The 26346-nt window shown below is 73.7% G+C and carries 18 protein-coding genes and 1 riboswitch; of the genes, 6 read left to right on the forward strand and 12 right to left on the reverse strand.

Translation table 11 applies throughout. The features are described from left to right. Positions 1 to 242 precede the first annotated feature (242 nt). Positions 243 to 1082, reverse strand: coding sequence for a sulfurtransferase (locus tag LRS74_RS08105; RefSeq protein ID WP_277740371.1), 840 nt, complete (start codon positions 1080 to 1082; stop codon positions 243 to 245). Between the two features lie 283 nt (positions 1083 to 1365). Between LRS74_RS08105 and LRS74_RS08110 the strand changes: the two genes are divergently transcribed. Continuing rightward, positions 1366 to 2139 (forward strand): VOC family protein, encoded by a 774-nt coding sequence (locus LRS74_RS08110; RefSeq protein ID WP_277740372.1) that lies wholly within the window; start codon positions 1366 to 1368, stop codon positions 2137 to 2139. Here LRS74_RS08110 and LRS74_RS08115 read toward each other — a convergent pair. From LRS74_RS08115 to LRS74_RS08130, 4 genes are all read right to left on the reverse strand, one after another. Further along, complete coding sequence (locus tag LRS74_RS08115) at positions 2114 to 2842, reverse strand: thymidine kinase (RefSeq protein ID WP_277740373.1); 729 nt, start codon at positions 2840 to 2842, stop codon at positions 2114 to 2116. The genes LRS74_RS08110 and LRS74_RS08115 overlap by 26 nt on opposite strands. 97 nt (positions 2843 to 2939) lie before the next feature. Beyond that, positions 2940 to 4148, reverse strand: a complete 1209-nt coding sequence (locus tag LRS74_RS08120; RefSeq protein ID WP_277740374.1) for a nucleotide pyrophosphatase/phosphodiesterase family protein — start codon at positions 4146 to 4148, stop codon at positions 2940 to 2942. Beyond that, entirely contained in the window at positions 4148 to 4738 is a 591-nt protein-coding gene (locus LRS74_RS08125; RefSeq protein WP_144382005.1) for a DUF5998 family protein, read from the reverse strand. Before LRS74_RS08125 ends, LRS74_RS08120 begins: the two co-directional genes overlap by 1 nt. Before the next feature lie 60 nt (positions 4739 to 4798). Further along, complete coding sequence (locus LRS74_RS08130; protein WP_277740375.1) at positions 4799 to 7921, reverse strand: GNAT family N-acetyltransferase; 3123 nt, start codon at positions 7919 to 7921, stop codon at positions 4799 to 4801. A 512-nt stretch (positions 7922 to 8433) separates the two neighbouring features. Here LRS74_RS08130 and LRS74_RS08135 point away from each other — a divergent pair. Continuing rightward, entirely contained in the window at positions 8434 to 8715 is a 282-nt protein-coding gene (locus LRS74_RS08135) for an HPr family phosphocarrier protein (RefSeq protein ID WP_277740376.1), read from the forward strand. A 234-nt stretch (positions 8716 to 8949) separates the two neighbouring features. Here LRS74_RS08135 and LRS74_RS08140 read toward each other — a convergent pair whose 3' ends face one another. The 4 genes from LRS74_RS08140 to LRS74_RS08155 form a co-directional block, all read right to left on the reverse strand. Next, positions 8950 to 9726 carry a GntR family transcriptional regulator gene (locus LRS74_RS08140; RefSeq protein WP_277744649.1) on the reverse strand — a complete coding sequence of 259 codons (777 nt, stop codon included), beginning with the start codon at positions 9724 to 9726 and terminating at the stop codon, positions 8950 to 8952. 229 nt (positions 9727 to 9955) lie between these two features. Beyond that, positions 9956 to 10783: a M23 family metallopeptidase gene (locus LRS74_RS08145; RefSeq protein WP_277740377.1), complete on the reverse strand. Its 828-nt coding sequence runs from the start codon at positions 10781 to 10783 to the stop codon at positions 9956 to 9958. A 9-nt stretch (positions 10784 to 10792) separates the two neighbouring features. Next, positions 10793 to 10947: riboswitch (cyclic di-AMP (ydaO/yuaA leader) on the reverse strand. Positions 10948 to 11297: 350 nt separating this feature from the next. Beyond that, positions 11298 to 12698, reverse strand: coding sequence for a pitrilysin family protein (locus tag LRS74_RS08150; RefSeq protein WP_277740378.1), 1401 nt, complete (start codon positions 12696 to 12698; stop codon positions 11298 to 11300). Beyond that, complete coding sequence (locus tag LRS74_RS08155) at positions 12695 to 14125, reverse strand: pitrilysin family protein (RefSeq protein WP_277740379.1); 1431 nt, start codon at positions 14123 to 14125, stop codon at positions 12695 to 12697. Before LRS74_RS08155 ends, LRS74_RS08150 begins: the two co-directional genes overlap by 4 nt. Positions 14126 to 14552: 427 nt before the next feature. Between LRS74_RS08155 and LRS74_RS08160 the strand changes: the two genes are divergently transcribed. The 4 genes from LRS74_RS08160 to LRS74_RS08175 all read left to right on the forward strand — a co-directional run bounded on the left by LRS74_RS08160 (position 14553) and on the right by LRS74_RS08175 (position 21387). After that, a complete protein-coding gene (locus LRS74_RS08160) occupies positions 14553 to 17006 on the forward strand; it encodes a DNA topoisomerase IV subunit A (RefSeq protein ID WP_277740380.1) in 2454 nt (817 codons plus the stop codon). Between the two features lie 548 nt (positions 17007 to 17554). Continuing rightward, positions 17555 to 18481 (forward strand): sucrase ferredoxin, encoded by a 927-nt coding sequence (locus LRS74_RS08165; protein WP_277740381.1) that lies wholly within the window; start codon positions 17555 to 17557, stop codon positions 18479 to 18481. A gap of 421 nt (positions 18482 to 18902) precedes the next feature. Further along, on the forward strand, positions 18903 to 20636 hold the full coding sequence (locus LRS74_RS08170) for a sensor histidine kinase (protein WP_277744650.1): 1734 nt from the start codon (positions 18903 to 18905) through the stop codon (positions 20634 to 20636). 13 nt (positions 20637 to 20649) lie between these two features. Next, positions 20650 to 21387, forward strand: a complete 738-nt coding sequence (locus LRS74_RS08175) for a response regulator (protein WP_277740382.1) — start codon at positions 20650 to 20652, stop codon at positions 21385 to 21387. Between the two features lie 18 nt (positions 21388 to 21405). On the opposite strand, the gene LRS74_RS08180 is transcribed toward LRS74_RS08175, so the two are convergent. The 3 genes from LRS74_RS08180 to LRS74_RS08190 all read right to left on the reverse strand — a co-directional run bounded on the left by LRS74_RS08180 (position 21406) and on the right by LRS74_RS08190 (position 26294). Beyond that, positions 21406 to 23001, reverse strand: a complete 1596-nt coding sequence (locus tag LRS74_RS08180) for a cation acetate symporter (RefSeq protein WP_277740383.1) — start codon at positions 22999 to 23001, stop codon at positions 21406 to 21408. Continuing rightward, positions 22998 to 23447, reverse strand: a complete 450-nt coding sequence (locus LRS74_RS08185) for a DUF485 domain-containing protein (RefSeq protein WP_347178112.1) — start codon at positions 23445 to 23447, stop codon at positions 22998 to 23000. The genes LRS74_RS08180 and LRS74_RS08185 overlap by 4 nt, the downstream gene beginning before the upstream one ends. Before the next feature lie 726 nt (positions 23448 to 24173). Beyond that, a complete protein-coding gene (locus tag LRS74_RS08190) occupies positions 24174 to 26294 on the reverse strand; it encodes a DNA topoisomerase IV subunit B (protein WP_277740384.1) in 2121 nt (706 codons plus the stop codon). Positions 26295 to 26346 lie beyond the last annotated feature (52 nt).

Here is a 26346-nt window from a genome sequence, read left to right on the forward strand (position 1 = left end):
GCGTACGCGAAGTGAGCCCCGATCGGGTGCCGTGCTCCGTCAGGTGACGCCGCGTGCGCCCGCGGCGGGGCGTCCGTGCCGGGTGCGGTGGTCTACCGGGTGCCGCGCCGTTGCGCCTGCGGCGGGCTGCTCCCACCCACCCGCCCGATCACCCTGCGTACGCGGAGTGAGCCCTGATCGGGCACCTACCCGATCACCCTGCGTGCGGCTGTGACCGGCACGCAGGGTGGGTCCGGGGAGGGTCAGCCGGGGTGGGGGCCCGTGGCGACCGGGCGGGTGGGGTCGGCGGACCAGGCGCTCCAGGAGCCGACGTAGAGGGCGGCCGGGATGCCGGCCACGGCCAGGGCGAGCACCTGGTGGGCGCCGGAGACACCGCTGCCGCAGTAGACGCCGACGGGGGCGTCCCCGGTGGCGCCCAGGGCGCCGAAGCGCTCGGTGAGCGCGGCGGGCGGGAGCAGCCGGCCGTTCGGTGCGACGTTCTCCGTGGTGGGGGCGGAGAGCGCCCCGGGGATATGGCCGCCGACGCGGTCGATCGGCTCGACCTCGCCCCGGTACCGCTCCGCGGCCCGCGCGTCGAGCAGCACGCCGTCGCGGGCCAGCGCGGCCGCGGCGTCGGCGTCCAGGACGGGGAGCGCGCCCGGCGCGGGGACGAAGTCGCCCTCCGTCACCTCGGGGATGACCTCGCTCAGCGGACCGCCGTTCGCCGTCCAGGCCGCCAGGCCGCCGTCGAGGACGCGTACGGACGGATGTCCGGACCACCGCAGCAGCCACCAGGCGCGGGCCGCGGCCCACCCCTGACCGCCGTCGTAGACCACGACGTCGCGATCGGCCGAGACCCCCGCCCGGCGCATGGCGGCGCCGAAGACCGAGGGGTCGGGCAGCGGGTGGCGGCCGGCGGTGCCGCCGGCCGGGCCGGCGAGCTCGGTGTCCAGGTCGACGTAGACCGCGCCGGGGATGTGCCCGGCCTGGTACGCGGGGTGACCGGGCGGGCCACCGAGCTGCCAGCGGACGTCCAAAAGGGCTGGTGGTCGCGGACCGGCCGCCTCGCCCGCGAGTTCTGATGCGGCAATGATGGCACTCATAGGACCAATCCTTGCGTAGAAGCGTCTGCGTCGAATGCTGTTCCCGGTCACCCGGCGTGCAGCCGATTGCCCTCGGAGGTGAATGGCGCCGAAACGGAAGGGCCATGCAAATTCGGGCATTCTCCCGCGGGAACCGATGAATTCCGGCGCGGCCGGGGCGCGCCGGACGGCCGGTGGTGCAAGCATCTGGAGGGGCCCCGTCCCGTACCACCCCAACCGCCCCGAGGAGCCGATCGGCCAGTGACCGCACGGCTACCACGATGGTCCGAGGAGAGAGAGTGAGATGACCGAGGCACCGGCTCGGTGCGCACCGGGCACCCCCTGTTGGACAAGTCTGATGGTGCACAGCCTGAACGCGACGCAGGACTTCTACCATTCCCTGTTCGGCTGGGAGTTCCGTCCCGGACCGCAGCAGCTCGGCGCGTACGTCCGAGCGACTCTCGACGGGCAGAGCGTGGCCGGTATCGGTGAACTGCCGCCCGAGCGCCACCTCCCGATCGCCTGGACCACCTATCTGGCCTCCGACGACGCCGACGACACCGCGGAGCAGATCCGCAGCTGCGGCGGCACCGTGGCGGTGGGCCCGCTGGACGCGGAGGAGGCCGGCCGGATGGTGATCGCCTCCGATCCCTCGGGGGCGGTGTTCGGGGTGTGGCAGGCCAGGGCGCACCTGGGGGCGGAGCGCGAGGGCGTGCCCGGCACCCCGGTCTGGCGCGAACTGGTCACCTACGAGACCACGACCGCCGGCAAGTTCTACCAGGCGGTCTTCGGCTATGAGGCGGAGGCGCTCGTCTCGGCCGACTTCGACTACGTCACCCTGCACCTGGCGGGCCGGCCGGTGGCGGCCGTGCACGGGGTCGGGCACGGCCTGCCGCGCGACCGCGGGCCGCACTGGATGACCTACTTCGAGGTCGAGGACGCCGACGCGGCGACGCGCCGGGTCACCGAGCTGGGCGGCCAGGTGCTCCAGCCGCCGCGGGACGGCGCCACCGGGCGGCTGGCGACGGTCGCCGACCCGGAGGGCGCGGTGTTCACGGTCGTGCGGACGGCTCGCTGACGGAGGCGGCGGCAGCGGGGGTGGCGGTGCGTATGGTCCGGACGACGTCCGCCGGCCCCGCGTCCACCGGCAGGACGTCCGGGGAGAGTGCCGCGGCGCCCGCCGCGGCGGCGGTCATCCGGCGCCGGTGGTGGCGCCGGCACAGCACCTCGTAACCCACCTCGTTGCCGGGCTGGTTGACGTCGCCGACGACCACCTGAGCGCCCTCGACGACCATCTGGCCACCGACGGTGCGCGCGTTGTGCGTCGCCCGCGCCCCGCACCAGCAGAGCGCCTCGACCTGGAGCACCTCGACGCGGTCGGCCAGCTCCACCAGGCGCTGCGAGCCGGGGAAGAGCTTGGTGCGGAAGTCCGTGGTGATGCCGAAGGCGAAGACGTCGAGCCCGAGGTCGTCGACGATCCGGGCGAGCTGGTCGATCTGGAGCGGGGCCAGGAACTGCGCCTCGTCCGCGATCACGTAGTCGACCTTGCCGCCGGCCGACAGATGGGCCACGAGATAGGCGTAGAGGTCGAGGCCCTCGCCCGCCTCGACCGCCTCGGTGACCAGGCCAAGACGCGAGGAGAGCTTCCCGGTGCCCGCCCGGTCGTCCCGAGTGAAGATCATCCCTTGCAGGCCGCGCGCCGAGCGGTTGTGCTCGATCTGCAGAGCGAGGGTGCTCTTTCCGCAGTCCATCGTTCCGGAGAAGAACACCAGCTCGGGCATGAGGGGGGAGGGCCTTTCATGGGGATCGCGGGGCGGCGCGGGCGTACGGGGGTGGTGCGGGTCTGCGGCGGACCGCACGTTACCGCGCGGTAGACGGTCAGGAACGTACTTCGAGGAGGGGGACCAGTTGCTCGGTCGGGGTCATCGAACCGTGCAGGCCCACCATCGCGGACTCCTTGGGCTCGGTCACGGAGGCGACGACGGCGACGTCCGCGCTGGCCGCCGCGATCACGTCACCGATCCGGCGGTAGACGCGCTCGTCGACGCCGTCGTCCGGCCGTCCGAACCAGCCGGCCGCGATGGCCTCGTCCCGGCTGGCCACCCACATCCGATCGCCGAGCACCTCGCGCCAGACCGCCAGCACGTCGCCGGCGGCGCCGGGGACCGCGTACAGGTGGCGGGCGCGTCCCTCCCCGCCGAGCAGGGCCACGCCGGCGCGCAGCTCCCAGTCCTCGTCGAAGTCGATCCGGGACTCCGGATCGAAGGGGATGTCGATCATGCCGTGGTCCGCGGTGACGTAGAGCGCCGAGCGCGGCGGGAGCTGCTCGGCCAGGCGCTGGGCGAGCCCGTCGACGTAGCGCAACTGGCTGCGCCACTCCGCGGAGTCGAGGCCGAAGCGGTGGCCCTTGCCGTCCACCTCGCTGTAGTACGTGTAGACCAGCGCGCGGTCCGCGGCGCCGAGTTGCTCGGCCGCCAGGTCCATCCGCTCCTCGCCGCTGAGCCGGCCGTGGAAGGTGCCGCCGCTGAGCGCGATCTTCGTCAGCGGGGTCTCCGCGAAGGTCGGGGCGGAGACCTGGCAGGTGTGCACGCCGGCGGCGTCGGCGAGCTCAAAGACGGTGGGGTGCGGCTGCCACACGTACGGATCGGTCCACGGCTGCCAGCGCAGCTGGTTCATCAGCGCGCCGGTCGCCGGGTCGCGCACGGTGTAGCCGGGCAGGCCGTGCGCGCCGGGCGGCAGGCCGGTGCCGACCGAGGCCAGCGAGGTGGCGGTGGTGGACGGGAAGCCCGCGGTGAGCGGGGTGCCGGTGCCGTTCATGGAGGTCGGCAGCAGCGAGGTGAGGAACGGGGCCTCGGCCGGGTGCGCCTTGAGCGCCTCCCAGCCGAGCCCGTCGATCAGGAAGACGCAGACCCGGTCGGCGGGGGCCAGATCGAGTCCGGAGCCGAGCTGGGGGACGCCCAGGCCCGCGGCGACGGCGGGCAGCAGATCGGCGAGCGATCCGGTGCCGTAGCGGGGGGCGGGCGCGGTGCGCGGGTCCAGCGGGGCGGGCTCGTGCCAGGCGGCGCCGGCGGGGGCGGGGTGCGTCATCAGCGGCCGGAGTCCGCGATGGTGGCCTCGGAGAGCGCCTGCGCGAAGGCGAGGGTCTGCCGGACGCTGTCGGGGCCGTCGCCGGCCTCGCTGACCCGCAGGCTCAGGTCGTCGGCGGTGGAGGAGCCGGTGTAGCCGTGGTCGGCCTCGCAGTTGGGGTCGCCGCAGGCGGCGGGCTCCAGGTCCAGGCGGTTGACGGCGCCCCAGCCGATGGTGAGCACGACCTCGCGCGGCAGCGTGCCGGGCGTGTACGACTCGGGGTTGGCGACCACGCGGCTGACCACGACCGAGGAGATCCGGTCCAGCTTCACGGACTCGGTGGAGGTGGTGGCGTACGGCGACGGGGAGGTGCCGTCGGCGGCCTGCTCGTCGGTGTGGCTGACGATGAACCGCGTGCCGGTCAGGACGAGGACCGTGACATGGCGGCGGACCTCGTTGGCGTCGAAGGTGGTCTCCTGGTGGACCAGGTACGACACGACCCGCTCGCCGCCCACCGCGGCCTCCACCGCTTCGGCAACGAGTGCCGGGTAGTAGCCGCTGCGCTCGATCGCCGCGCGCAGCCCCTGGGTCGTCGTACCGGTCTTCGCCATGTGCTCCATCCTACGGGGCCGGACCGGTCCCGGGCCCCAGACCCGTTCCTGCCGGTCCGGTCAGTAGTTCGGCAGGTGGCGCGGGCCGAGATCGGTCCGCGGCGCCGGCGGGGCGAGCCGGACGGACGCACCGAGCACCGACAGGCCGCGCTGGGCCACCACGACGGGCTCCAGGTCGACGGCGACCACCTCCGGATGATCGTCCACCATGCGGGACACCCGCAGCAGCAGCTCCTCCAGCGCCGCGGTGTCCACCGGCTGCGAGCCGCGCCAGCCGAAGAGCAGCGGCGCCGTCCGGATCGACCGGATCAGTTCGGCGGCGTCCCGGTCGGTCGCCGGCACCAGCCGGTGGGCGGTGTCCCCGAGCAGCTCCGAGGGGGCGCCGGCGAGCCCGAAGGAGAGCACCGCGCCGGCCGCCGGGTCGATCACCGCCCGGACGACCGTGTCCACACCGCGCGGGGCCATCCGCTGCACCACCGGCCGGAGCTCCTCGGGCGCGCCCAGCTGCCGGGTCAACTCCGCGTACGCCCGGCGCAGTTCCGCCTCACCGCCCAGGTCCAGCCGGACCCCGCCCAGATCGGTACGGTGCCGCAGGTGCGGGGCGGTGGGCTTGAGCGCCACCGGGTAGCCGAGCCGCTCGGCGGCGCGGACGGCCGCGTCGGCGTCGGGCGCGGGGAACGCGGGCAGCACGGAGATGCCGTACCGGGCGAGCAGGCGCTGCGCGTCCGGCGCGGAGACCGGCACGCCCTCCCCCACGGCCTCCGGGCCGGCGGGGTCGGCCTGGGGGTCGACGGCGGAACCGACCGTGGCGTCCGCGGCGGCGGGCCCGGCCCCGGGCGCCAGCAGCACCTCGATGTCGGCGGCGGCGCCGGCCTCGTCGATGTCCTCGTACTCCGGGACGCGCCCCGGCTCGGCGGCCTCGCGGCGCCACCGCGCGTACCGCACGGCCTCCGCCAGGGCGCGCACCGCGCGCTCGGCGGCGGGGTAGGCGGGGACGCCCGGGGTGGGGTAGGCGGGGCCGGCGCCGGCCGGGTGCCCGTCCGCTTCGGTGGCGTTGGTGGGGGCCGCCGTCGGGGCCTCCGCCGCGGCCGCTGTGGGAGCCTGCGCCGGGGCCTCTGCCGGGGCCCCTGTGGGCGCTTCCGCCGGGGCCGCCGTGGTCACCTCTGTCGGACCCGCTGTGGGCGCCTGTGCCGCGGACGCTGTGGGGGCCTGCGCCGCGGACGCTGTGGGGGCCTGCGCCGGGGCCGCTGTGGGCGTCTCCGCCGGGGCCGCCAGGGCTTCGGCGAGCCCGGGGATCTCCAGGTGGACCACCGCGACCGGCTTGGCGGCCCCGCCGGCCGCGCACGCCTCCCGCACCGCGGCTGCCAGCTCCGTCGCCGAGGCGCGGCCCACCCAGGGGATCGCGTTCACGACGACCGCGTCGCAGTCGGGGTCGGCGAGCGCGGCCGAGAGGGCGGCGCGGTAGTCCGCGGGCTCGGCGCCGGTGGTGAGGTCGCGCGGGTGCAGCGGGCTCAGGCCCTCGGTGCGGCAGGCGTCGTAGGTGAGCAGGCCGAGGGACTCGGAGTTGCCGAGGATGGCGATGCGGGGGCCCGCGGGAAGGGGCTGGGAGGCGAGCAGCAGTCCGGTGTCGGCGAGCTCGGTGATGGTGTCGACGCGGATGACGCCCGCCTGGCGCAGCAGGTCGGTGACGGTGGCGTCGGGGACGGCGGTGGTGGGCACGGCGTGGCCGAGCGGGGCGCTGCCGGTGTGCCGGGAGCCCTTGACCACCACGACCGGCTTGGCCGCCGCGGTGCGCCGGGCGAGCCGGGTGAACTTGCGCGGGTTGCCGATCGACTCCAGGTACATCAGGGCGATGTCGGTGTGCGGATCGTCGTGCCAGTACTGGAGCAGGTCGTTGCCGGAGACGTCGGCCCGGTTGCCGGCGGAGACGAACGTCGAGATGCCGACGAGGCCGGCGCCGCGCCGGTGCAGCCCGGAGAGCAGGGCGATGCCGATGGCCCCGGACTGGGTGAACAGCCCGAGCCGCCCGGCGTGCGGCACCTCCGGGGAGAGGGAGGCGTTGAGCCGCACCTCGTCGGCGGTGTTGATCACGCCGAAGGCGCCGGGGCCGAGGACCCGCATCCCGTGGGCGCGCGCCTGGCGGACCAGCTCACGCTGGCGGGCCCGCCCCTCGATGCCGCTCTCGGCATAGCCGGCGGAGACCACGATCAGCCCCTGGACGCCGTGCTCCCCGCAGTCGGCGACGACGGACGGGACCTGCTCGGCGGGCACGGCGACGACGGCCAGGTCGACAGGGCCGTCGATCTCGCCGATCGCGCGGTGTGCCGGCACGCCCTCGGGCTCCAGCCGGGTCTGCTCGGGCGGGAAGGCGTGGTTGACGGCGTAGGTCGCGCCGGTGAATCCGGCGTCCAGGAGGTTGCGCAGCACCCTGCGACCGACGCCGCCGGGGCGCCGGCCGACGCCGATGACGGCGACGGAGCCGGGGGCCAGCAGCCGCTGCGCGGAGCGGGCCTCGGCGCGCTGCTCGCGGGCGCGCATCACGGCCACGGACCGGTCGGTGGGTTCGAGGTCGAACTCCAGCCGCACGACGCCGTCCTCGAAGCTGCGCTGCTGGGTGTAGCCGGCGTCCGTGAACACCTTGATCATCTTGGTGTTGGCCGGCAGCACCTCGGCCACGAAGCGGCGGATGCCGCGCTCGCGCGCCACGGCGGCGATGTGTTCGAGGAGGGCGGAGGCCACGCCCCGGCCCTGGTGGGCGTCCTGGACCAGGAAGGCCACCTCGGCCTGGTCGGGGACCGGATCGGCAGGGGGCGCGGAGCGTCCATCGAGGGTGGCGGCGGGAGACGGGCGGGCTGAGGAGCTGGCGGACATGCCGCGCTCGTCGATGCGGTCGTAGCGGACGGTGGCGATGAACTCGTCGCCGACGGTGGCCGCGAGGCCGACCCGGTCCACGTAGTCGTGGTGGGTGAAGCGGCGGACGTCGCGGTCGGAGAGCCGGGGGTAGGGCGCGAAGAAGCGGTAGTACTTCGACTCGTCCGAGACGTGCTCGTAGAAGCTGACCAGCCGCTGCGCGTCGTCGGGGGTGATGGGACGGATCTGGGCGGTGCCGCCGTCGCGGAGCACCACATCGGCCTCCCAGTGGGCCGGGTAGCGATGGCGGTCCGGTGCTGACGGCGTCTCCATGGGCACAGCGTACGGGCAGCTCAGGCCCGGGACATCGGCCGTTCGGCCCCGGGTCCCGGCCGGACGGCCGATGTCGCCCGGCCCCCGACTCAGGGCGTCGGGGCGGCGGGCGTTGGGCGTTTGGGCGCCGGGCGTTGGGCGGCGGGCGGGGGGGCGTTGGGCGGGGGGCGTTTGGGCGCTGGCCCCGGAAGCCGGGCGGCGGGCGGCGGGCCCCTGGGCGTTAGGCGGCGGGCCCGGAAGCGGGGCGGCGGGCGGCAAGCCCCGGGTGCCGAGCCCGAAAGCCGGGCGTCAGGCGTCGCAACGCGGGCGTCAGACGTCAGGCGTCGAGCCCCGGGTGCCGAGCCCGAAAGCCGGGCGTCACGTCGCGCGCGTCAGGCGGCGGCGTCGGGCATCGCGTCGCGGGCGTCGGGCGTCGGGCGCGCCGGGCGTCGACCGGGGCGGACCACCCCCGACCCCGTGAGACACTGGTCTAGACAACCTCAGTGACTGGAAACGACTCGAAGGGTTTCACCATGGCTGAGCGCCGCGTCAACGTCGGCTGGGCCGAGGGCCTGCACGCCCGCCCCGCGTCCATCTTCGTCCGTGCGGCGACCGCCGCCGGGGTCCCCGTGACCATCGCCAAGGGCGACGGTCAGCCGGTCAACGCCGCTTCGATGCTCGCCGTGCTCGGCCTGGGCGCCCAGGGCGGCGAGGAGATCGTGCTCGCCTCCGAGGCCGCCGACGCGGACGCCGCGCTGGACCGCCTGGCCAAGCTGGTCGCCGAGGGCCTGGAGGAGCTCCCGGAGACGGTCTGAGCCACCGGCACGGTGGTGGTGCGGAACGATCGGGGGCGGCTTTACGGAGCACGCCCCCCATTCGTCTCCGAAACCCCTCCGGTCAATCCACTCCGCACGACGACAAGGCCGCGCGCCCGGCTAATCCGGGCACGCGGCCTTGTTTTCACTCGAAGGCGATCGCGCCGCGAAGCCACGGATTCCCCGCGACGGAAATCGCCATTCTTCATATGCCATGTGTATACGGCCCACGTGTTAATTCCGAGCGCTCGCCGTGTTGTGGGATTGTTTCGAATCCCTCACGGCGGCGGCCGGTGCCACGGCCGTGAACGGGCGGCGGAGCCGGTACTCGGCGAGCGAGCGCTCCGCGTGCAGCGCGGCCAGCGAGCGGGCCCGCTCGGCGTCGCCTCGGGCCACGGCGTCCACCAGCGCGCCATACCCCTCCCACGACTCCACGGCCCGCACCACCGCGGGTTCCGCACGCGGCGGGCCGGGGCGTGAGGCCGGGGCGGCGGGCGACGCGGGGCCGGCCGGCTCCAGCGCGTACATCCAATCGATCTTCCGCCGCAGCTGCACCAGCAGCCCGGCCAGGCTCGGGCTTCCGGAGGCCTGCGCCAGCGTCTCGTGGAACCAGTCGCAGAGCGGGCGCAGCTCGGCGAGCTGACCGCGACGCGCCCGTTCCTGGCCGAGCCGCACCAGCCCGCGCAACACCTTCAGATGCGCCTCGGTGCGCCGCTGGGCGGCGCGCGCGGCGCCCAGCGGCTCCATCAGGGCGCGGATGTCGAGCAGGTCGGCGACCTCTTCCGGCGAGGGCTGCGCGACGCACGCCCCGGCGTGCCGGCGGCTGGTCACGAAGCCCTCGGACTCCAGGGTGCGCAGGGCCTCCCGCACCGGCACCCGCGAGACGCCGTAGCGACGGGCGAGCAGTTCCTCGGTCAGCCGCGCGCCGGGCGCGAAGGCGCCGGAGACGATGTCGTCGCGGATCGCCGTACACACCGCATGGGCCGAAATCCGACGGCCGCCCTGGAACACAGTCGAATCGCCGTTCACTTCCGGTCCCGCATGGTCGAACCTCCGCCGTAATCCCCGCTAAACGCAGCTGATTGACGTGTGATCCACAAACTCTATTCCACGTGGCCGGAATTTCCGACGGCCCGAGTGATTTCATGGCTATTTTTTGGCCATGCCCCGGAGGGCACACGCGTAAGGCCCCGGCCGGGGGCCGGGGCCTTGCGGGGGAAGTCCGCCGTGCGGCGGCGGGTCAGATGTTGACGCCGTGGTGGCGGAGGTAGCTCACCGGGTCGATGTCCGAGCCGTACTCCGCGGTGGTGCGCGCCTCGAAGTGCAGGTGCGGACCGCTGGAGTTGCCGGTGCTGCCGGAGAGGCCGATCTGCTGGCCCGGGGTGACCGTCTGGCCGACGGAGACGCTGAGCGAGGACAGGTGGCCGTACTGGGTGTAGGTGCCGTCGTTCATCTTGATGACGACGTTGTTGCCGTACGCGCCGCCCCAACCGGCCTCGACGACGGTGCCGGAGCCGACCGCGCGCACCGAGGTGCCGGACGCCGCGTGGAAGTCCACACCGGTGTGGCTGCCGGAGGACCACATGCCGCCGCCTGCTTGGTAGGAGGTGGAGACGTAGGAGCCCTCGATCGGCGACACGAAGGTGTTCAGCCGCTTGCGCTCGGCCTCGCGGGCGGCGCGCTCCTTGGCCTCGCGCTCGGCCTTCGCCCTCGCCTTGGCCTTCTTGGCCGCGGCCTCGGCCGTGCGCTTCGCCTCGGCGGCCTCGCGGACGGCCTGCTTGCGGGCGGCCTCCTCGGCCTGCGCCTTGGCGGCGGCCTCCTGGGCCACGTTCTCCTGGGTCTGCGCCTGGGCGTCGATCTGGTCGGCCATGTGCTCACCGACGACGATCGCCTGGTTGAGGCCGGTGTCCTCCAGGCGGTCCGGCTCGCCGGAGGGCGAGGCGGCGAACGCGGGGGAGGCGACGGAGGCGACGACGCCACCGATCGTGGCTATCCCGGCGATGTTCGCGCCCGTACGGGCGGCGGAGCGGGGACGACGGTGCTTCCCGGTGGCACGGGTGAACGCCATGGGGTGGCGTACTCCTTTCCTTCCTTCGCCTACCGGGTTAGCTGACGGGTTCGGAGCAGGAAGGTCTCCTACGAGCACCTCCGGAAAGGCGCCCGATTCACCCCAGGGGGATATGGGTCCCCGGCTCCCCTGGCTCGTGCCACGGGACTCGGCGATGGTCGCTCGCTGCCGCGGGTGCGGCTCACGCATGACGAGCAACCGCACCGACGCTAGAGGCGAGTTCTTTCGTTCACCAAACAGATCAGCGTTTTTGTTGCGCTCGCCACACACACAGACAGGCAATCTCTCCAATAAAACGGACATTTGACGGATGCCAAGCCGTGATCTGGGACCCAGGTCGGCGCGGGCGGGCGCGGGCAGCGAAAGAGGGGCCCTGACGTCCCGTCGGACGTCGGGGCCCCTCACCGGACCTCACATCGCGTCAGCCGATCGCGTGCGCGCATCGCGCCAGCCACATCACGTCAGCCACATCGCGTCAGCGCGTCGCACCGGCCGATCGCGTCAGCGCGTCGCGTCAACCGGACACGACGCGCACCTCGCCGATGCCGAGGGCCCGCACCGGCTCCTCGATGGCCGAGGCGTCACCGACGAGCACCGTGACGAGCCGGTCCCCCGGGAATGCGCTCACCACGGCCGCGGTCGCCTCCACCGTGCCGGTCTCCGCCAGCCGGGCGTAGAGCTTCCCCTGGAAGTCGTCGGGGAGCTGCTGCTCCACCTGGTCGGCCAGGGTGTTGGCGACGGCCGCCGCCGTCTCGAAGCGCAGCGGCGCCACGCCCACGAGGTTCTGCACGGCCGCCTCGCGCTCGTCGTCCGTCAACCCCTCCTCGGCCAGCGTCCGCAGCACCTTCCAGGCGTCCTCCAGCGCGGGCCCGGTCACCTCGGTGGCCACCGAGCCGCTGATGGCGAGCATCGCGATGCCGGAGACGCCCGCGGTGGCGGGGTCGACCGAGCGCAGCACCTGGCCGAAGGCGCGCACGCCGTAGGTGTAGCCCTTCTCCTCGCGCAGCACCCGGTCGAGGCGCGAGGTGAGGGTGCCGCCCAGGCAGTAGGTGCCGAGCACCTGAGCGGGCCACACGCGGTCGTGCCGGTCGGCGCCGACCCGCCCGATGAGCAGCTGGGTCTGCACCGCGCCGGGCCGGTCGACGATCACCACACGGCCGGTGTCGTCGGCCGTGATCGCCGGGTAGGAGCGCTTCCGAGCCGGCCCGCCGGTCCAGGAGCCGAGGGTGTCGGCGAGCGCCTGGTCGAGGTCGAGGTCGGTGAAGTCGCCGACGACCACGGCGGTGGCGCTGGCCGGCCGCACGTGCGCCTCGTAGAAGGCGCGCACGGAGGCGGCGTCGATGCGCGCGACGGTCTCCTCGGTGCCCTGGCGGGGCCGGGACATCCGGACGTCGGCCGGGAACAGCTCCTTGGACAGCGCCATCGAGGCGCGCCGAGCCGGGTTGGCCAGCTCGTGCGGGATCTCGTCCAGTCGGTTCTGGACCAGCCGCTCCACCTCGCCGTCGGGGAAGGCGGGGGCGCGCAGCGCGTCGGCCAGCAGGCTCAGCGCCTTGTGCAGCCGGGAGGCCGGGACCTCCAGCGACACCCGGACGCCGGGGTGGTCGGCGTGCGCGTCCAGGGTGGCGCCGCAGCGCTCCAGCTCGGCCGCGAACTCCTCCGCGTCGTGCTTGTCGGTGCCCTCGGACAGGGCGCGCGCCATGATGGTGGCGACGCCGTCCAGGCCGGCCGGCTCGGCGTCCAGCGGCGCGTCGAGGCTGATCTCCACCGCGACGACCTGCTGGCCGGGGCGGTGGCAGCGCAGCACGGTCAGGCCATTGGGCAGCGTGGCGCGCTCGGGCGCGGGGAACGCCCACGGCTTGGCCAGACCCGGCTTGGGCTGCGGGTGGAACGTCATGGTGGCGGCGGTGTCGCTCACTGCGCCGACTCCCCTTCTTCCGTGGTGCCGGCTTGCTTGCCGGCGGCGTTCTCGGCGGCGTCCGCGGCGTCGGCCGCGTTCTCCTCGGTGTCGGCCCCGTCGGCGGCCGCGGCCTGCTCGGCCGGCTGGACGGGCTCGTAGACGAGGACCGCGCGGTTGTCGGGGCGCAGTCGCGCGGCGGCCACCGCGCGCACCTCCTCGGCGGTGACGTCCAGGACCCGGTTGACGGCGGTGAGCGCCAGCTGCGGGTCGCCGAACAGAACGGCGAACCGGCACAGTTCGTCGGCGCGCCCGCCGACGGTCGCCAGCCGGTCCAGCCACTCCCGCTCCAGCTGCGCCTGGGCGCGCTCCATCTCCTGCGGGGTCGGCCCTTCCGCGGCGAAGCGGGCCAACTCCTCGTCGACCGCCGCCTCGATGTCGGGCACCTCCACGCCGCCGGAGGTCTTCACGTCCAGCCAGCCCAGCGAGGGCGCGCCGGAGAGCCGCAGCAGGCCGAACCCGGCGGCCACGGCGGTGCGGTCGCGGCGCACCAGCCGGTTGTGCAGCCGGGAGGACTCGCCGCCGCCGAGCACGGTCAGCGCCAGATCGGCGGCGTCGGCCTCGCGGGTGCCGTCGTGCGGCAGCCGGTAGGCGGCCATGAGGGCGCGGGCCGGGACCTCCTCGTGGACCTCCTCGCGCAGCTGCTCGCCGATGACGTCCGGGAGCGAGCCGTCGCGCGGGGGGCGCTTGCCCTCGTGGGAGGGGATGGAGCCGAAGTACTTCTCGACCCAGGCCAGCGTCTGCTCGGGGTCGATGTCGCCGACGATGGCCAGCACCGCGTTGTTGGGCGCGTAGTAGGTGCGGAAGAACTCCCGCGCGTCCTCCAGCGAGGCCGCGTCCAGGTCGGCCATCGAGCCGATGGGCGTGTGGTGGTACGGGTGGCCCTCGGGGTAGGCCATGGCGACGAGGCGCTCGAAGGCCGTGCCGTAGGGCACGTTGTCGTAGCGCTGCCGGCGCTCGTTCTTGACGACGTCCCGCTGGTTCTCCAGGCTCTCCTCGTCCAGCGCGGTGAGGAGCGACCCCATACGGTCGGCCTCCAGCCACAGCGCCAGCTCCACCTGGTGGGCGGGCATCGTCTCGAAGTAGTTGGTGCGCTCGAAGCTGGTGGTCCCGTTCAGCGAACCGCCTGCGCCCTGCACCAGCTCGAAGTGGCCGTTCCCGGACACCTGGGCGGAGCCCTGGAACATCAGGTGCTCGAAGAGGTGAGCCAGGCCGGTACGCCCCTTGACTTCGTGGCGCGAGCCGACGTCGTACCAGAGGCAGACGGCGGCGACCGGGGTCAGATGGTCCTCGGAGAGCACCACCCGTAGGCCGTTGGCCAGGCGGTGCTCGGTCGCTGTCAGGCCGCCGGAGCCGGCCTGTTGCGTGGCCGTGTGACCCATGGGCATGTACGTCCCTTCGATCGCGTGATCAAGCGTGTACGGAACCGGCGCGGTGCCGCACGATGAGCGGTTCAGTCACTGTATGCAAGCGCGCGGACATCTGGCGAAGTTCCCGGACGCCGCTGGCTGACGAGACGACCCGGCCGCCGGCCGGGAGAGGCTGCCGGGAGGGGGCACGCGGCGGCTCCAGGGCGGCCGCACGCCCGCGCCGGGTCCGTTCCGGGGCACGGTGCGGATCCGTTCCGGGGTACGGGCGGGGCTCGTTCCGGGGCGCGGGCCGGGCTCGTTCCAGGGCTCGTTTCAGGGCGCGGGCCGGGCTCGGAGCCGGGCCTCCGGCGGCCCGGGGATGGGTCGCGGTCGGCGTTGTCAGTGGGTCGGGCCACAATGGTCCGCGTCAGATCCCTTCTCGGCAGTTGAAGGAGCCGCAGCCGCGATGGCCCGCCGCAGCACGAAGACCCCGCCGCCGGACGACTTCGAGGAGCGCATCCTCGACATCGACGTCGTCGACGAGATGCAGGGCTCCTTCCTGGAGTACGCCTACTCGGTCATCTACTCTCGGGCCCTGCCCGACGCGCGCGACGGCCTCAAGCCCGTGCAGCGCCGCATCCTGTTCCAGATGAACGAGATGGGGCTGCGCCCGGAGCGCTCGTTCGTGAAGTGCGCCCGGGTCGTCGGCGAGGTGATGGGAAAGCTCCACCCGCACGGCGACGCCTCGATCTACGACGCGCTGGTGCGCATGGCCCAGCCGTTCTCGCTGCGCCTGCCGCTGGTCGACGGGCACGGCAACTTCGGCTCGCTCGGTAACGACGACCCGCCGGCGGCGATGCGGTACACGGAGTGCCGCATGGCGTCGGCGACCTCGCTGATGACGGAGTCGATCGACGAGGACACCGTCGACTTCACGCCGAACTACGACGGCAGCGAGCAGGAGCCGGTCGCCCTCCCCGCCGCATACCCGAACCTGCTGGTCAACGGCGCGTCCGGGATCGCGGTCGGCATGGCCACCAACATGCCGCCGCACAACCTCGGCGAGGTGATCGCCGCGGCCCGGCACCTGATCCGGCACCCCGGCGCGGACCTCGACACCCTGATGCGCTTCGTGCCGGGCCCCGACCTGCCCACCGGCGGCCGGATCGTCGGCCTCGGCGGCATCCGGGACGCGTACGAGAACGGACGCGGCACCTTCAAGATCCGCGCCACGGTGTCCGTGGAGAACGTGACCGCGCGCCGCAAGGGCCTGGTCGTCACCGAGCTGCCGTTCACGGTCGGCCCGGAGAAGGTCATCTCCAAGATCAAGGACCTGGTCGGCTCGAAGAAGCTCCAGGGCATCGCCGACGTCAAGGACCTCACCGACCGCGAGCACGGGCTGCGGCTGGTCATCGAGGTCAAGAACGGCTTCAACCCCGAGGCCGTGCTGGAGCAGCTCTACAAGCTGACGCCGATGGAGGAGTCCTTCGGCATCAACAACGTGGCGCTGGTGGACGGCCAGCCGCTCACCCTCGGGCTCAAGGAGCTGCTGGAGGTCTATCTGGACCACCGGTTCGAGGTGGTCCGGCGGCGCAGCGAGTTCCGGCGCGGCAAGCGGCGGGACCGGCTGCACCTGGTCGAGGGCCTGCTGGTGGCCCTGATGGACATCGACGAGGTCATCAGGATCATTCGATCGAGTGAGAACGCGGCGGCGGCCAAGGAGTCACTCATCGCCCGCTTCGCGCTCTCCGAGACGCAGACGCAGTACATCCTCGACACCCCGCTGCGCCGGCTCACCAAGTTCGACCGTATGGAGCTGGAGTCGGAGCGCGACAAGTTGACGACGGAGATCGCGGAGCTGACCCGGATCCTCGAGTCCGACGCCGAGCTGCGCAAGCTGGTCTCCTCGGAACTGGCCACGGTGGCGAAGAAGTTCGGCACCGAGCGGCGCACGGTGCTGCTGGAGTCGGCCGGCACCCCGGCGGCCGCGGTGCCGCTGGAGGTGGCGGACGACCCGTGCCGGGTGCTGCTCTCCTCCACCGGGCTGCTGGCCCGGACCGCCAGCGGCGAGCCCTTCGCGGTGGAGACCAGCGGCAAGCGCGCCAAGCACGATGTGATCGTCTCGGCGGTGCCGGCGACGGCGCGGGCCGATGTGGGCGCGGTGACCTCCGAGGGGCGTCTGCTACGGCTGTCGGTGATCGACCTGCCCATGCTCCCGGCCACCGCCGCCGCGCCGAGCCTGGCGGGTGGGGCCCCGATCTCCGAGTTCCTCTCGCTGCGGGACGGCGAGCATCTGGTGTGCCTGACCACCCTCGACGAGTCCTCGCCGGGCCTCGCCATCGGCACGGAGCAGGGCGTCGTCAAGCGCGTGGTGCCCGACTATCCGGCCGCCAAGGACGAGTTGGAGGTCATCGGGCTCAAGGAGGGTGACCGGATCGTCGGCGCGGTGGAGCTGCGCACGGGCGAGGAGGACCTGGTCTTCATCACCGACGACGCGCAGCTGCTGCGCTACCCCGCCGGACAGGTGCGGCCGCAGGGCCGCCCGGCGGGCGGCATGGCGGGCATCAAGCTCTCCTCCGGGGCCCGGGTCGTCTCCTTCACGGCGGTGGATCCGGCGGCGGACGCGGTGGTGCTCACCGTCGCGGGCTCACGCGGCACGCTCGACGACTCCGTGCAGCAGTCGGCCAAGCTGACGCCGTTCGACCAGTTCCCGCGCAAGGGACGGGCCACCGGTGGCGTGCGCTGCCAGCGGTTCCTCAAGGGCGAGGACTACCTGGTGCTGGCCTGGGCCGGCGCCGCCCCGGCCCGTGCGGCGGCGGCCAACGGCACCCCGGCCCCGCTGCCGGAGCCGGACCCGCGCCGCGACGGCTCGGGCGAGCCGCTGGCCAAGCCGATCACGGTGGTGGCGGGACCGGTGTAGGGACCGGGGTGAGGACCGGTGCAAGAACCGAGGTGAAGACCGGTTCAAGGACCGGGGTGAGCGATCCGGCCGGTGCGGGCCGGCCGGTGTCGCGGCCGGTCTCCCGGCCGGTGTGCTGGCCCGCGTCGCGGCCGGTCTCCCGGTAGAGGCCGTCGCGCTCGCGGGCCGCGGGCCGGGGCGTCGCTCCCTCTCGCGGCTGGCCCATCGGCCGGTCTCAACGGGGCGGTGCGGCCGGGCCGCGTCGGGTGCGGCGGGGACCGGCACCCACTGGAGGACGGTGAGCCGCCATGGCCGGCCATCGCTCGAGAAGGCGAGCAGCGACCCGTGCCCACGGCCTGCCCCGCGGGCACGGGACCTTCGGCCGACCACGCGAGGAGACCGCGACACACCGCCGCCACGGACGTTCGTGGTGACCGCGCGAGGTCAAGGGCGCACAGGGGCAGGGGTGTTCATACGCGACGAAGATCACGTCAACTCGACGCGGCGGAGGGGGCCGTTGAGGGCGGAGCGGGTGATCCCCGACCTGAAATGAGGTTAGGCTTACCTTCGTGAGCACGTGCGCGACCGCCTCCCGCGATCTGTCCGAGCCGCTCGCCGGAACGGCGGCGACCGCTCCCACCTGGCTGCTGGTGGAACAGCCCGGCCCCTGGGGTGCCGAGGCCCTGACCGCCAGCCGTCTCGACCCGAGATTGGGCCGCGCCCTGGAGCGCGTCACCCAGGGCACCGGGGTACGGGTCGCGCTCATCCGCCGCCCCGGCCGGCACGCCGACTGCCACCTCCCCGCGCGACACCGCGTCTTCGTCGCCCACACCGGACCCGGCGCCTCCTGGATCCGCACCACGGCGCTCACCGACCCCGCCCGGCTGCTGGAGCTGGACTTCGCGGCGCTCGGCGCCGGCAACGAGGCCGGCCTGCGGGACGAGTGGTCGGCGTACACCGGCGATCCGCTGGTGCTGGTGTGCACCAACGGCAAGCGGGACCGCTGCTGCGCGCTGCTCGGCCGCCCGCTCGCCGCCGAGCTGGCGGCCTCCGGCGCCGAGGGCACCTGGGAGATCACCCACATAGGAGGACACCGCTTCTCCCCCACCCTCGTGGTGCTTCCGTACGGCTACGCGTACGGGCGGGCCACCGCCCAGCACGTCACGGAGGTCATCGAGGCCGTGCGCGCCGGCCATGTCGTCACCGCCGGCTCCCGCGGCCGCTCCACCTGGGAGCGCCCGGGCCAGGCGGCCGATCTGGCGGTCCGCGAGCTGACCGGGGAGGCCCGCGCGGAGGCGCTCACGGTGCTGCGCACGGAGGGCGCGGCCCCCGCCTGGACCGTCACGGTCGCCCACACCGACGGTCGCCGCTGGGACGTCTCCCTCGCCCAGGTCGCCGCCGCCCCGCCGCGCCCGCAGAGCTGCGGTACGGCCCTCGGCTCCCCCGCCCGCATCGACGTGATCGGCATCCGGGCCGCCGTGGCCGCCACCCGCTGACGAGCGACGCCGTACGGCCGGAAGCCCACGCGGCCGACCACGCCCGTACATCGGGCGCCGCCCGTGAGGCGGACGACACTCGTACGGCGCACCCGGTCCACACGTCGGGCGACACCCTTACGGCGAACCCCGTCCGTACGTCGGGCGACACCCATACGGCGAACCGAGCCCATACCTCGGGCGACACCCTTACGGCGGGCGCGGGCGGCGCGGCACCACAGGCCCAGGCGGCGCGGCACCACAGACGGGCGGCGCGGCACCACAGGCCCGGGCGGAACGAGGCGCGCGCGGGCACCCCCCCTTGACGCCGGGCCTTACCGTCGTACGCATGAGCGATGCGATACCGCACCGGTCGCGCACCGCCGCCCGCCGACGGATCGGGTGGCCCCGACCACGGCGGGTGTTCTCCCAGGTCCTGCTGATGCAGCTGACCATCGCGGCCGGGGTCACCGTGCTGGCCACCGGCCTGTTCCTGGCCCCGCTCAGCTCCCAGCTGGACGACCAGGCGATGCGCCGCGCCCTGGCCATCGCGCAGACCACGGCCGCCCGGCCGGAGCTCGCCGACGCGCTGCGCGACGCCGGGCGGCCCACCGCCGACGGCCCGGTCCAGGCGGCGGCGGAGCGCGTCCGGCGGGTCACCGGGGCCGAGTACGTCGTGGTCATGGACACGCGCGGGGTGCGCTGGTCCCACCCCGCCCGGACCCAGATCGGCCGGCCCGTCTCCACCGACCCCAGCGCCGCCCTCGCGGGGCGGGAGGTCATGCAGATCGACACCGGGACGCTGGGCCGGTCGGCACGCGGCAAGGTCCCGCTGCGGGACGACGACGGGCGCATCGTCGGGGCGGTCTCGGTCGGCATCGCGTACGAGAGCGTCCGGGACCGGCTCGTCGGCGCCGTGCCCGGGCTGCTGGCGTACGCCGGCGGCGCGCTCGCGGTCGGAGCGCTGGCCGCGTACGCCGTGGCCCGCAGGCTTCGGCGCCGCACCCACGACCTGGCGTTCTCCGATATCTCGGCGCTGCTCGCGGAGCGCGAGGCGATGCTGCACGGCATCCGGGAAGGCGTCGTCGCGCTGGACGCCGGGGGTCGCATCCGGCTGGTCAACGACGAGGCCCAGCGGCTGCTCGAGCTGCGCGCCGAGCACACCGGGCGGCCGTTGACGGAGGTGCTGCCGCCGGGCCGCACCACCGATGTGCTGGCCGGCCGGGTCACCGGCGCCGACCTGCTGACCGTCAGCGGCGGCCGCGTCCTGGTGGCGAACCGGATGCCCACGGACGACGGCGGGGCGGTGGCCACTCTGCGCGACCGCACCGAGCTGGAGCGGCTGGGCAGAGAGCTGGACGGGACGCGGGGGCTGATCGACGCGCTGCGCGCCCAGGACCACGAGCACGCCAACCGCCTCCACACCCTGCTCGGGCTGCTGGAGCTGGGGCTGCACGAGGAGGCGGTGGAGTTCGTCACCGAGGCGGTGGGCGTCCACCGAGCCACGGCCGAACAGGTCACCGAGCGGGTGCACGACCCGCTGCTGGCCGCGCTGCTGGTCGGCAAGGCCACGGTCGCGGCCGAGCGCGGCGTGTCGCTGCGCCTCACACCCGACACCCTGCTGCCGGACCGACTGGTCGATCCACCGGGCCTGGTGACCGTCCTGGGCAACCTCGTCGACAACGCCATGGACGCGGCGGCCGGATCGGCGGACCCGTTGGTCGCGGTGGAGCTGCGTGCCGAGGGCCGCACCGTGGTGCTCACCGTCGACGACACCGGGCCGGGAGTCCCGGCCGGACGGCGCGAGCTCGTCTTCACCGAGGGGTGGTCCACCAAGGAGCCGCCCGCGCACGGCAAGCGGGGCATCGGGCTGGCGCTGGTGCGTCGGCTCGCGGAGCGGCAGGGCGGCAGCGTGACGGTCACCGACCGGGTGGGCGGGGGCGCCGCGTTCACGGTCGTCCTGCCGGAGGCGCTCGCCGACGCGCGTGTCGAGACGCAGGGCGAGGCGCCTTCCGAGGCGCCTCCCGAGGCACCTGCCGGGCCGCGCGACCGGGCGCCGGGGAACATGCCGACCGCGGCCGTGGCTCGCGCCGTACCGGCTCAGGGCGCGACCCCCGCCACCCCACCCGCGGTGCCGCCGGCCAGACACCGAGCGCGTCATGGAACGACGCGGTGACCGAGGAGCCGCGATGATCAATGTGCTGATCGTGGACGACGACCCGCGCGTGGCCCGGATCAACGCGGCCTACGTGGAACGGATCCCCGGCTTCCGGGTCGCCGGGCGGGCGCACTCGGCGGCGGAGGCGCTCGCCTTCCTGGAACGCGGCGGGCCCGGCCCGGTAGGCCGCGAGACCGCCTCGGAAGGCCGCGAGACCCCCTCGGAGGGCTCGACGGCCCAGGTCGACCTGGTGTTGCTCGACCACTACCTGCCGGACGGGACGGGGCTGGCGCTGGTCACGCGGCTGCGGCAACTCGGCCACCACACCGACGTGATCATGGTGACCGCCGCCCGCGACATCGCGACCGTACGAGCGGCTATGCGCCACGGCGCGCTCCAGTACCTGGTGAAGCCCTTCACCTTCGCCGGGCTGCGCGCCAAGCTCAACGGATACGCCGCGCTGCGCCGCACCCTGGACGGCGGCGGCGAGGCCGAGCAGGAGCAGGTGGACCGGATCTTCGGCGCCCTCTCCGCCGTCGGCCCGCCGGACCTCCCCAAGGGCCACTCGGCGCTCACCGCCGACCGGGTGCGCGAGGTGCTGCGCGAGGCGGAGGGGCCGCTGTCGGCACAGGAGGTCGCCGAGCGATGTCGGCTCAGCAGACAGACCGCACAGCGTTATCTGAAGCTCCTGGAGCGGGCTGGGCGGGTGAAGCTGAGCCTCCGCTACGGCGAGACGGGGCGCCCCGAGCACCGCTACGTGTGGGTGTGACTGATGGGCCTGATGGGCTCACGCCGCGCCCGCCCCGGTCAGGGCCCGCACCTCCGTCTCGGCGTGGCGGGCCGCGTCGGCCGGCTCGGGTGAGGTCACGGTGCCCAGCCAGCCGGCCAGGAAGCCGAGCGGGATGGAGACGAGGCCCGGGTTCTGGAGCGGGAAGAGATGGAAGTCCACCCCGGGGAAGAGGGCTTCCGGAGCTCCGGAGACCACCGGCGAGAACACCATCAACGCCACCGCCGGCAGCAACCCGCCGTAGACCGCCCACACCGCGCCGCGCGTGGTGAACCGGCGCCAGAACAGCGTGTACAGCAGCACCGGCAGATTGGCGGAGGCGGCGACCGCGAAGGCGAGCCCGACCAGGAAGGCCACGTTCAGGTCCCGCGCCAGCAGCCCCAGTCCGATGGCCACCACTCCCACCCCGGCGGCCGCGACGCGCGCCACGGCGACCTCGCCGGCGGGCGTACGACGGCCGCGGCGGCCCAGCGTCGCGTAGAGGTCGTGGGCGACCGCCGCCGAGGAGGAGAGGGTGAGTCCGGCGACGACGGCGAGGATGGTGGCGAAGGCGATGGCGGCGACGACCGCGAAGAGCACCGTGCCACCGGTCGAGTCCGCGCCGCCGCCGAGGTCGAGCGCGAGCAGCGGGACGGCGGTGTTCCCGGCCGGGCCGGTCGCCCGTACCGCGTCGCTCCCCACGATGGCGGCGGCCCCGAAGCCCAGCACGATCGTCATCAGGTAGAAGCCACCGATGAGGCCGATGGCCCAGACCACCGAGTGGCGGGCGGCGCGGGCGGTGGGCACGGTGTAGAAGCGCGACAGGATGTGCGGCAGCCCCGCGGTGCCCAGGACCAGCGCCAAGCCGAGGCTGATGAAGTCCAGCCGGGCGACCCAGTCGCCGCCGTACTTCAGGCCGGGCGCGAGGAAGGACCGGCCGTGGCCGCTGCGTTCGGCGGCGGTGCTCAGCAGGGCGCCGGGGTCGCCGTGGAAGCGCAGCAGGACCAGGACGGTCAGCAGCCCCGCGCCCGCCATCAGCAGCACGGCCTTGACGATCTGGATCCAGGTGGTGGCGCGCATGCCCCCCAGCGAGACGTAGACGATCATCAGGGCGCCGACGCCGACCACCGTCCAGGCGCGCGCCGGGCCACTGTCGCCGCCCAGCAGCAGGGCGACCAGGCTGCCGGCGCCGACCATCTGGGCCACCAGGTAGAGGACGCAGACGACGACCGAGGAGCTGCCGGCGGCGATGCGGACCGGGCGCTCCCGCAGCCGCGCCGCGAGCACGTCGGCGAGGGTGAAGCGGCCGCAGTTGCGGACGAGTTCGGCGACCAGGAGCAGGACCACGAGCCAGGCGACCAGAAAGCCGACGGAGTAGAGCATTCCGTCGTAGCCGAAGAGGGCGATGAGGCCGGAGATGCCGAGGAAGGACGCGGCCGACATGTAGTCGCCCGCGATGGCGAAACCGTTCTCCAGGGGAGAGAACAGGCGTCCGCCCGCGTAGAACTCCTCTGGCGAGCCCCGGCGACCACGGCTCACCCAGGTGGTGATCGCCAGCGTGACGGCGACGACCGCGATGAAGAGCAGCAGCGCCAGCGTCTGGTGGTTGCCCGTCATCCGCGGCCCCGCTCCCCTCGCGCCGTCTCGGCGGCCCCCTCGGGCGCCGCACCGCCCAGAGTGCCGGTCAGCTCCTGGGTCACCCAGCGCAGTTCCAGGGCCGGCCCGTCTCGACGCAGCCGCGCATGGCGGGCGTACGCCCAGGTCAGCAGGAAGGTGGTGGCGAACTGGGCGATGCCGGCGAGCAGTCCGACGTTGCACGCGCCCACCACCGGACGAGCCATCAGGCCGGGTGCGGTGGTAGCGGTGATCACATACGCGAGGTACCAGACGAGGAAGGCGAGCGAGGCGGGGAGCACGAAGCGCCGGTAGCGGCCGCGTACCTCCCGGAACGCGGCGCTGCGGTGGACCTGTCGGTAGGCCGCTGCCCTGGCGTCATCGGCCTCCTCGGCTCCGTCGCCACCCGGGGGATCGTGAGGGCCTGGGACATCATGGGCATTTTCCACCCGAACTCTCCTTGGTCCGGCGGCGCGTCGCCGCGTGCCCAAGGATGGACAGACCGGAAAGATCCCGGACGCTTCACCATGGAACCTCACACCATTGAGTGAAGGCCGCCCCAGAGCTCGGCTCCGGGGCGGTCGTGCTCCGAGTCGAACCGCCAGCGCGCCCGGGCACGTCGGGCGCCCCGTCGCTCGCGTGTACGCGCGTCAGGCGCACCCCGCCGGCACACAAGGCCCATAAGGAGCACCCGGCCACCGCGCGGTGGCGCCCCAGACGCGTCCAGCTGCCGCGCGGAGGCACGCCAGGCACACCGACCACCGCCCGCCGCGGACAGCCCCGCCGGACGCACGGCCACCACTCATGGACACGTTCAGGCGCACCCAACCACCGCACGGGGACGCGTCAGGCGCGTCCGTCCACCCGCGGTGGCGCCCCAGGCGCGTCCGGCTGCCGCACGGAGGCACGCCGGGCACACCGACCACCGCCTGCCGCCGACAGCCACGCCGGACGCACAGCCACCGCCCATGGACGCGCTCAGGCGCGCCCCGACCACCGGGCGGTGGCGCCCCAGGAACGTCCGGCTACCGCGCGGAGGCACGCTGCCGCGAGCAGCCTCGCCCCGATCGCACGGCCCTCGCCCATGGAACGTTCAGGCGCGCCCAACCACCGCGCGGTGGCGCGTCAGGCGCGCCCGACCACCGGGCGACGGCGCGCGAGGCGCGCCAGACGCGTCAGGCGTCGATCCGCGAGCGGTCCAGCGTCGCCGCCGAGTTGGTGATGAACTCCTTGCGGGGCGCGACCTCGTTGCCCATCAGCAGGTCGAACGCCTGCTCCGCGGCCTCCAGGTCGCTGATGTTGATCCGCCGCAGGGTGCGGTGGCGCGGGTCCATCGTGGTCTCGGCGAGCTGGTCGGCGTCCATCTCACCCAGACCCTTGTAGCGCTGGATGCTGTCCTTGTAGCGCACGTTCTTGCGCTGGAGCTCCAGCAGGGTCTCCTGTAGCTCGCTGTCGGAGTAGGTGTAGATGTACTTGTCCTGCCCCTTCTTGGGGTTGGACAGCTCGATCCGGTGCAGCGGCGGCACCGCGGAGAAGACCCGTCCCTGCTCGACCATCGGCCGCATGTAGCGCTGGAACAGGGTGAGCAGCAGACACCGGATGTGGGCGCCGTCGACATCGGCGTCGGCGAGGAAGATCACCTTGCCGTAGCGCGCCTGGTCGATGTCGAAGGTACGGCCGGAGCCCGCCCCTATCACCTGGATGATGGCGCCGCACTCGGCGTTCTTGAGCATGTCCGAGACGGACGACTTCTGCACGTTGAGGATCTTGCCGCGGATCGGCAGCAGCGCCTGGAACTCGGAGTTCCTGGCGAGCTTGGCGGTGCCCAGCGCCGAGTCGCCCTCGACGATGAACAGCTCGCTGCGGTCGACGTCGTCGCTGCGGCAGTCGGCGAGCTTGGCGGGCAGCGAGGAGGACTCCAGCGCGGTCTTCCGCCGCTGGGCCTCCTTGTGCTGCCGGGCCGCGATGCGCGTACGGGCCGCGGCCACGACCTTCTCCAGGACGGCGCGCGCCTGCTGCTTGGCGTCCCGCTTGGTGGAGGCCAGGAACGCCTTGAGCTCCTTGGCGACGACGTTGGCGACGATCCGGGAGGCGGCCGAGGTGCCCAGCACCTCCTTGGTCTGCCCCTCGAACTGCGGCTCGGCCAGCCGCACGGTCACCACCGCGGTGAGGCCCTCCATGGCGTCGTCCTTGACGACGTCGTCCTCGGCGACGCGCAGCAGCTTTGCCGAGCGCAGCACCTCGTTGACGGCCTTGGTGACCGAGCGCTCGAAGCCGGAGACGTGGGTGCCGCCCTTGGGGGTGGCGATGATGTTGACGAAGGACTTGACCGTGGTGTCGTAGCCGGTGCCCCAGCGCAGCGCGATGTCCACGCCGAGCTCACGGGTGACCTCGGTGGGGGTCATGTGGCCACGGTCGTCGAGGACGGGGACGGTCTCCTTGAAGGTGCCCTGCCCGGTCAGCCGCAGCACGTCGCAGACCGCCTTGTCCTGCGCGAGGTACTCGCAGAACTCGCTGATGCCTCCGTCGAACCGGAAGATCTCCTCCACCGGCGGCTGCCCGTCGAGCCCACGCTCGTCCCGGACCACCAGGGTGAGGCCCGGCACCAGGAAGGCCGTCTGGCGCGCCCGCGCGTGCAGGTTCTCCAGGGAGAGCTTGGCGTCCTTGAGGAAGATCTGCCGGTCCGCCCAGTAGCGCACCCGGGTGCCGGTGCGGCCCTTGGGCACGCGCTTCCCCTTGAGCAGGCCGTTGGACGGGTCGAACGGAGCGTCGGGGCCGGACTCGGTGAAGATCCCGGGGACGCCGCGGCGGAAGCTGATGGAGTGGGTCTTGCTGTCCCGGTCCACCTCGACGTCCAGTCGGGCGGAGAGGGCGTTGACCACGGAGGCGCCGACGCCGTGCAGACCGCCGGAGGCGGCGTACGAGCCGCCGCCGAACTTGCCGCCGGCGTGGAGCTTGGTCATCACGACCTCGACGCCCGACAGGCCGGTCTTGGGCTCGACGTCGACCGGGATGCCACGGCCGTTGTCCCGCACCTCCACCGAGCCGTCGTCGTGGAGGATGACCTCGATGCGGTCGCAGTAGCCGCCGAGCGCCTCATCGACCGAGTTGTCGATGATCTCCCAGAGGCAGTGCATCAGACCGCGACTGTCGGTGGACCCGATGTACATACCGGGTCGCTTGCGGACCGCTTCCAGTCCTTCGAGGACGAGCAGGTGCCGCGCGGTGTAGTTGGAGCCGCCCCGGTCTGCTCCGGTCAGCAGCGCAGTGGACGGCACGGACGTCTCGGCGGTCACGCGGTTCGCTCCTCGCTGAATTTCTGGATGGCCCTACTCCGGGCACGGTGGT

Source organism: Streptomyces sp. LX-29 (assembly GCF_029541745.1).
GTDB lineage: Bacteria > Actinomycetota > Actinomycetes > Streptomycetales > Streptomycetaceae > Streptomyces.

Excerpts from the sequence above, each read along its gene's own strand:
- LRS74_RS08105 (WP_277740371.1), bottom strand. The coding sequence starts at position 1,082 with ATGAGTGCCATCATTGCCGCATCAGAACTCGCGGGCGAGGCGGCCGGT.
- LRS74_RS08110 (WP_277740372.1), top strand. The coding sequence starts at position 1,366 with ATGACCGAGGCACCGGCTCGGTGCGCACCGGGCACCCCCTGTTGGACA.
- LRS74_RS08115 (WP_277740373.1), bottom strand. The coding sequence starts at position 2,842 with ATGCCCGAGCTGGTGTTCTTCTCCGGAACGATGGACTGCGGAAAGAGC.
- LRS74_RS08120 (WP_277740374.1), bottom strand. The coding sequence starts at position 4,148 with ATGACGCACCCCGCCCCCGCCGGCGCCGCCTGGCACGAGCCCGCCCCG.
- LRS74_RS08125 (WP_144382005.1), bottom strand. The coding sequence starts at position 4,738 with ATGGCGAAGACCGGTACGACGACCCAGGGGCTGCGCGCGGCGATCGAG.
- LRS74_RS08130 (WP_277740375.1), bottom strand. The coding sequence starts at position 7,921 with ATGGAGACGCCGTCAGCACCGGACCGCCATCGCTACCCGGCCCACTGG.
- LRS74_RS08135 (WP_277740376.1), top strand. The coding sequence starts at position 8,434 with ATGGCTGAGCGCCGCGTCAACGTCGGCTGGGCCGAGGGCCTGCACGCC.
- LRS74_RS08145 (WP_277740377.1), bottom strand. The coding sequence starts at position 10,783 with ATGGCGTTCACCCGTGCCACCGGGAAGCACCGTCGTCCCCGCTCCGCC.
- LRS74_RS08155 (WP_277740379.1), bottom strand. The coding sequence starts at position 14,125 with ATGCCCATGGGTCACACGGCCACGCAACAGGCCGGCTCCGGCGGCCTG.
- LRS74_RS08160 (WP_277740380.1), top strand. The coding sequence starts at position 14,553 with ATGGCCCGCCGCAGCACGAAGACCCCGCCGCCGGACGACTTCGAGGAG.
- LRS74_RS08170 (WP_277744650.1), top strand. The coding sequence starts at position 18,903 with ATGCAGCTGACCATCGCGGCCGGGGTCACCGTGCTGGCCACCGGCCTG.
- LRS74_RS08175 (WP_277740382.1), top strand. The coding sequence starts at position 20,650 with ATGATCAATGTGCTGATCGTGGACGACGACCCGCGCGTGGCCCGGATC.
- LRS74_RS08180 (WP_277740383.1), bottom strand. The coding sequence starts at position 23,001 with ATGACGGGCAACCACCAGACGCTGGCGCTGCTGCTCTTCATCGCGGTC.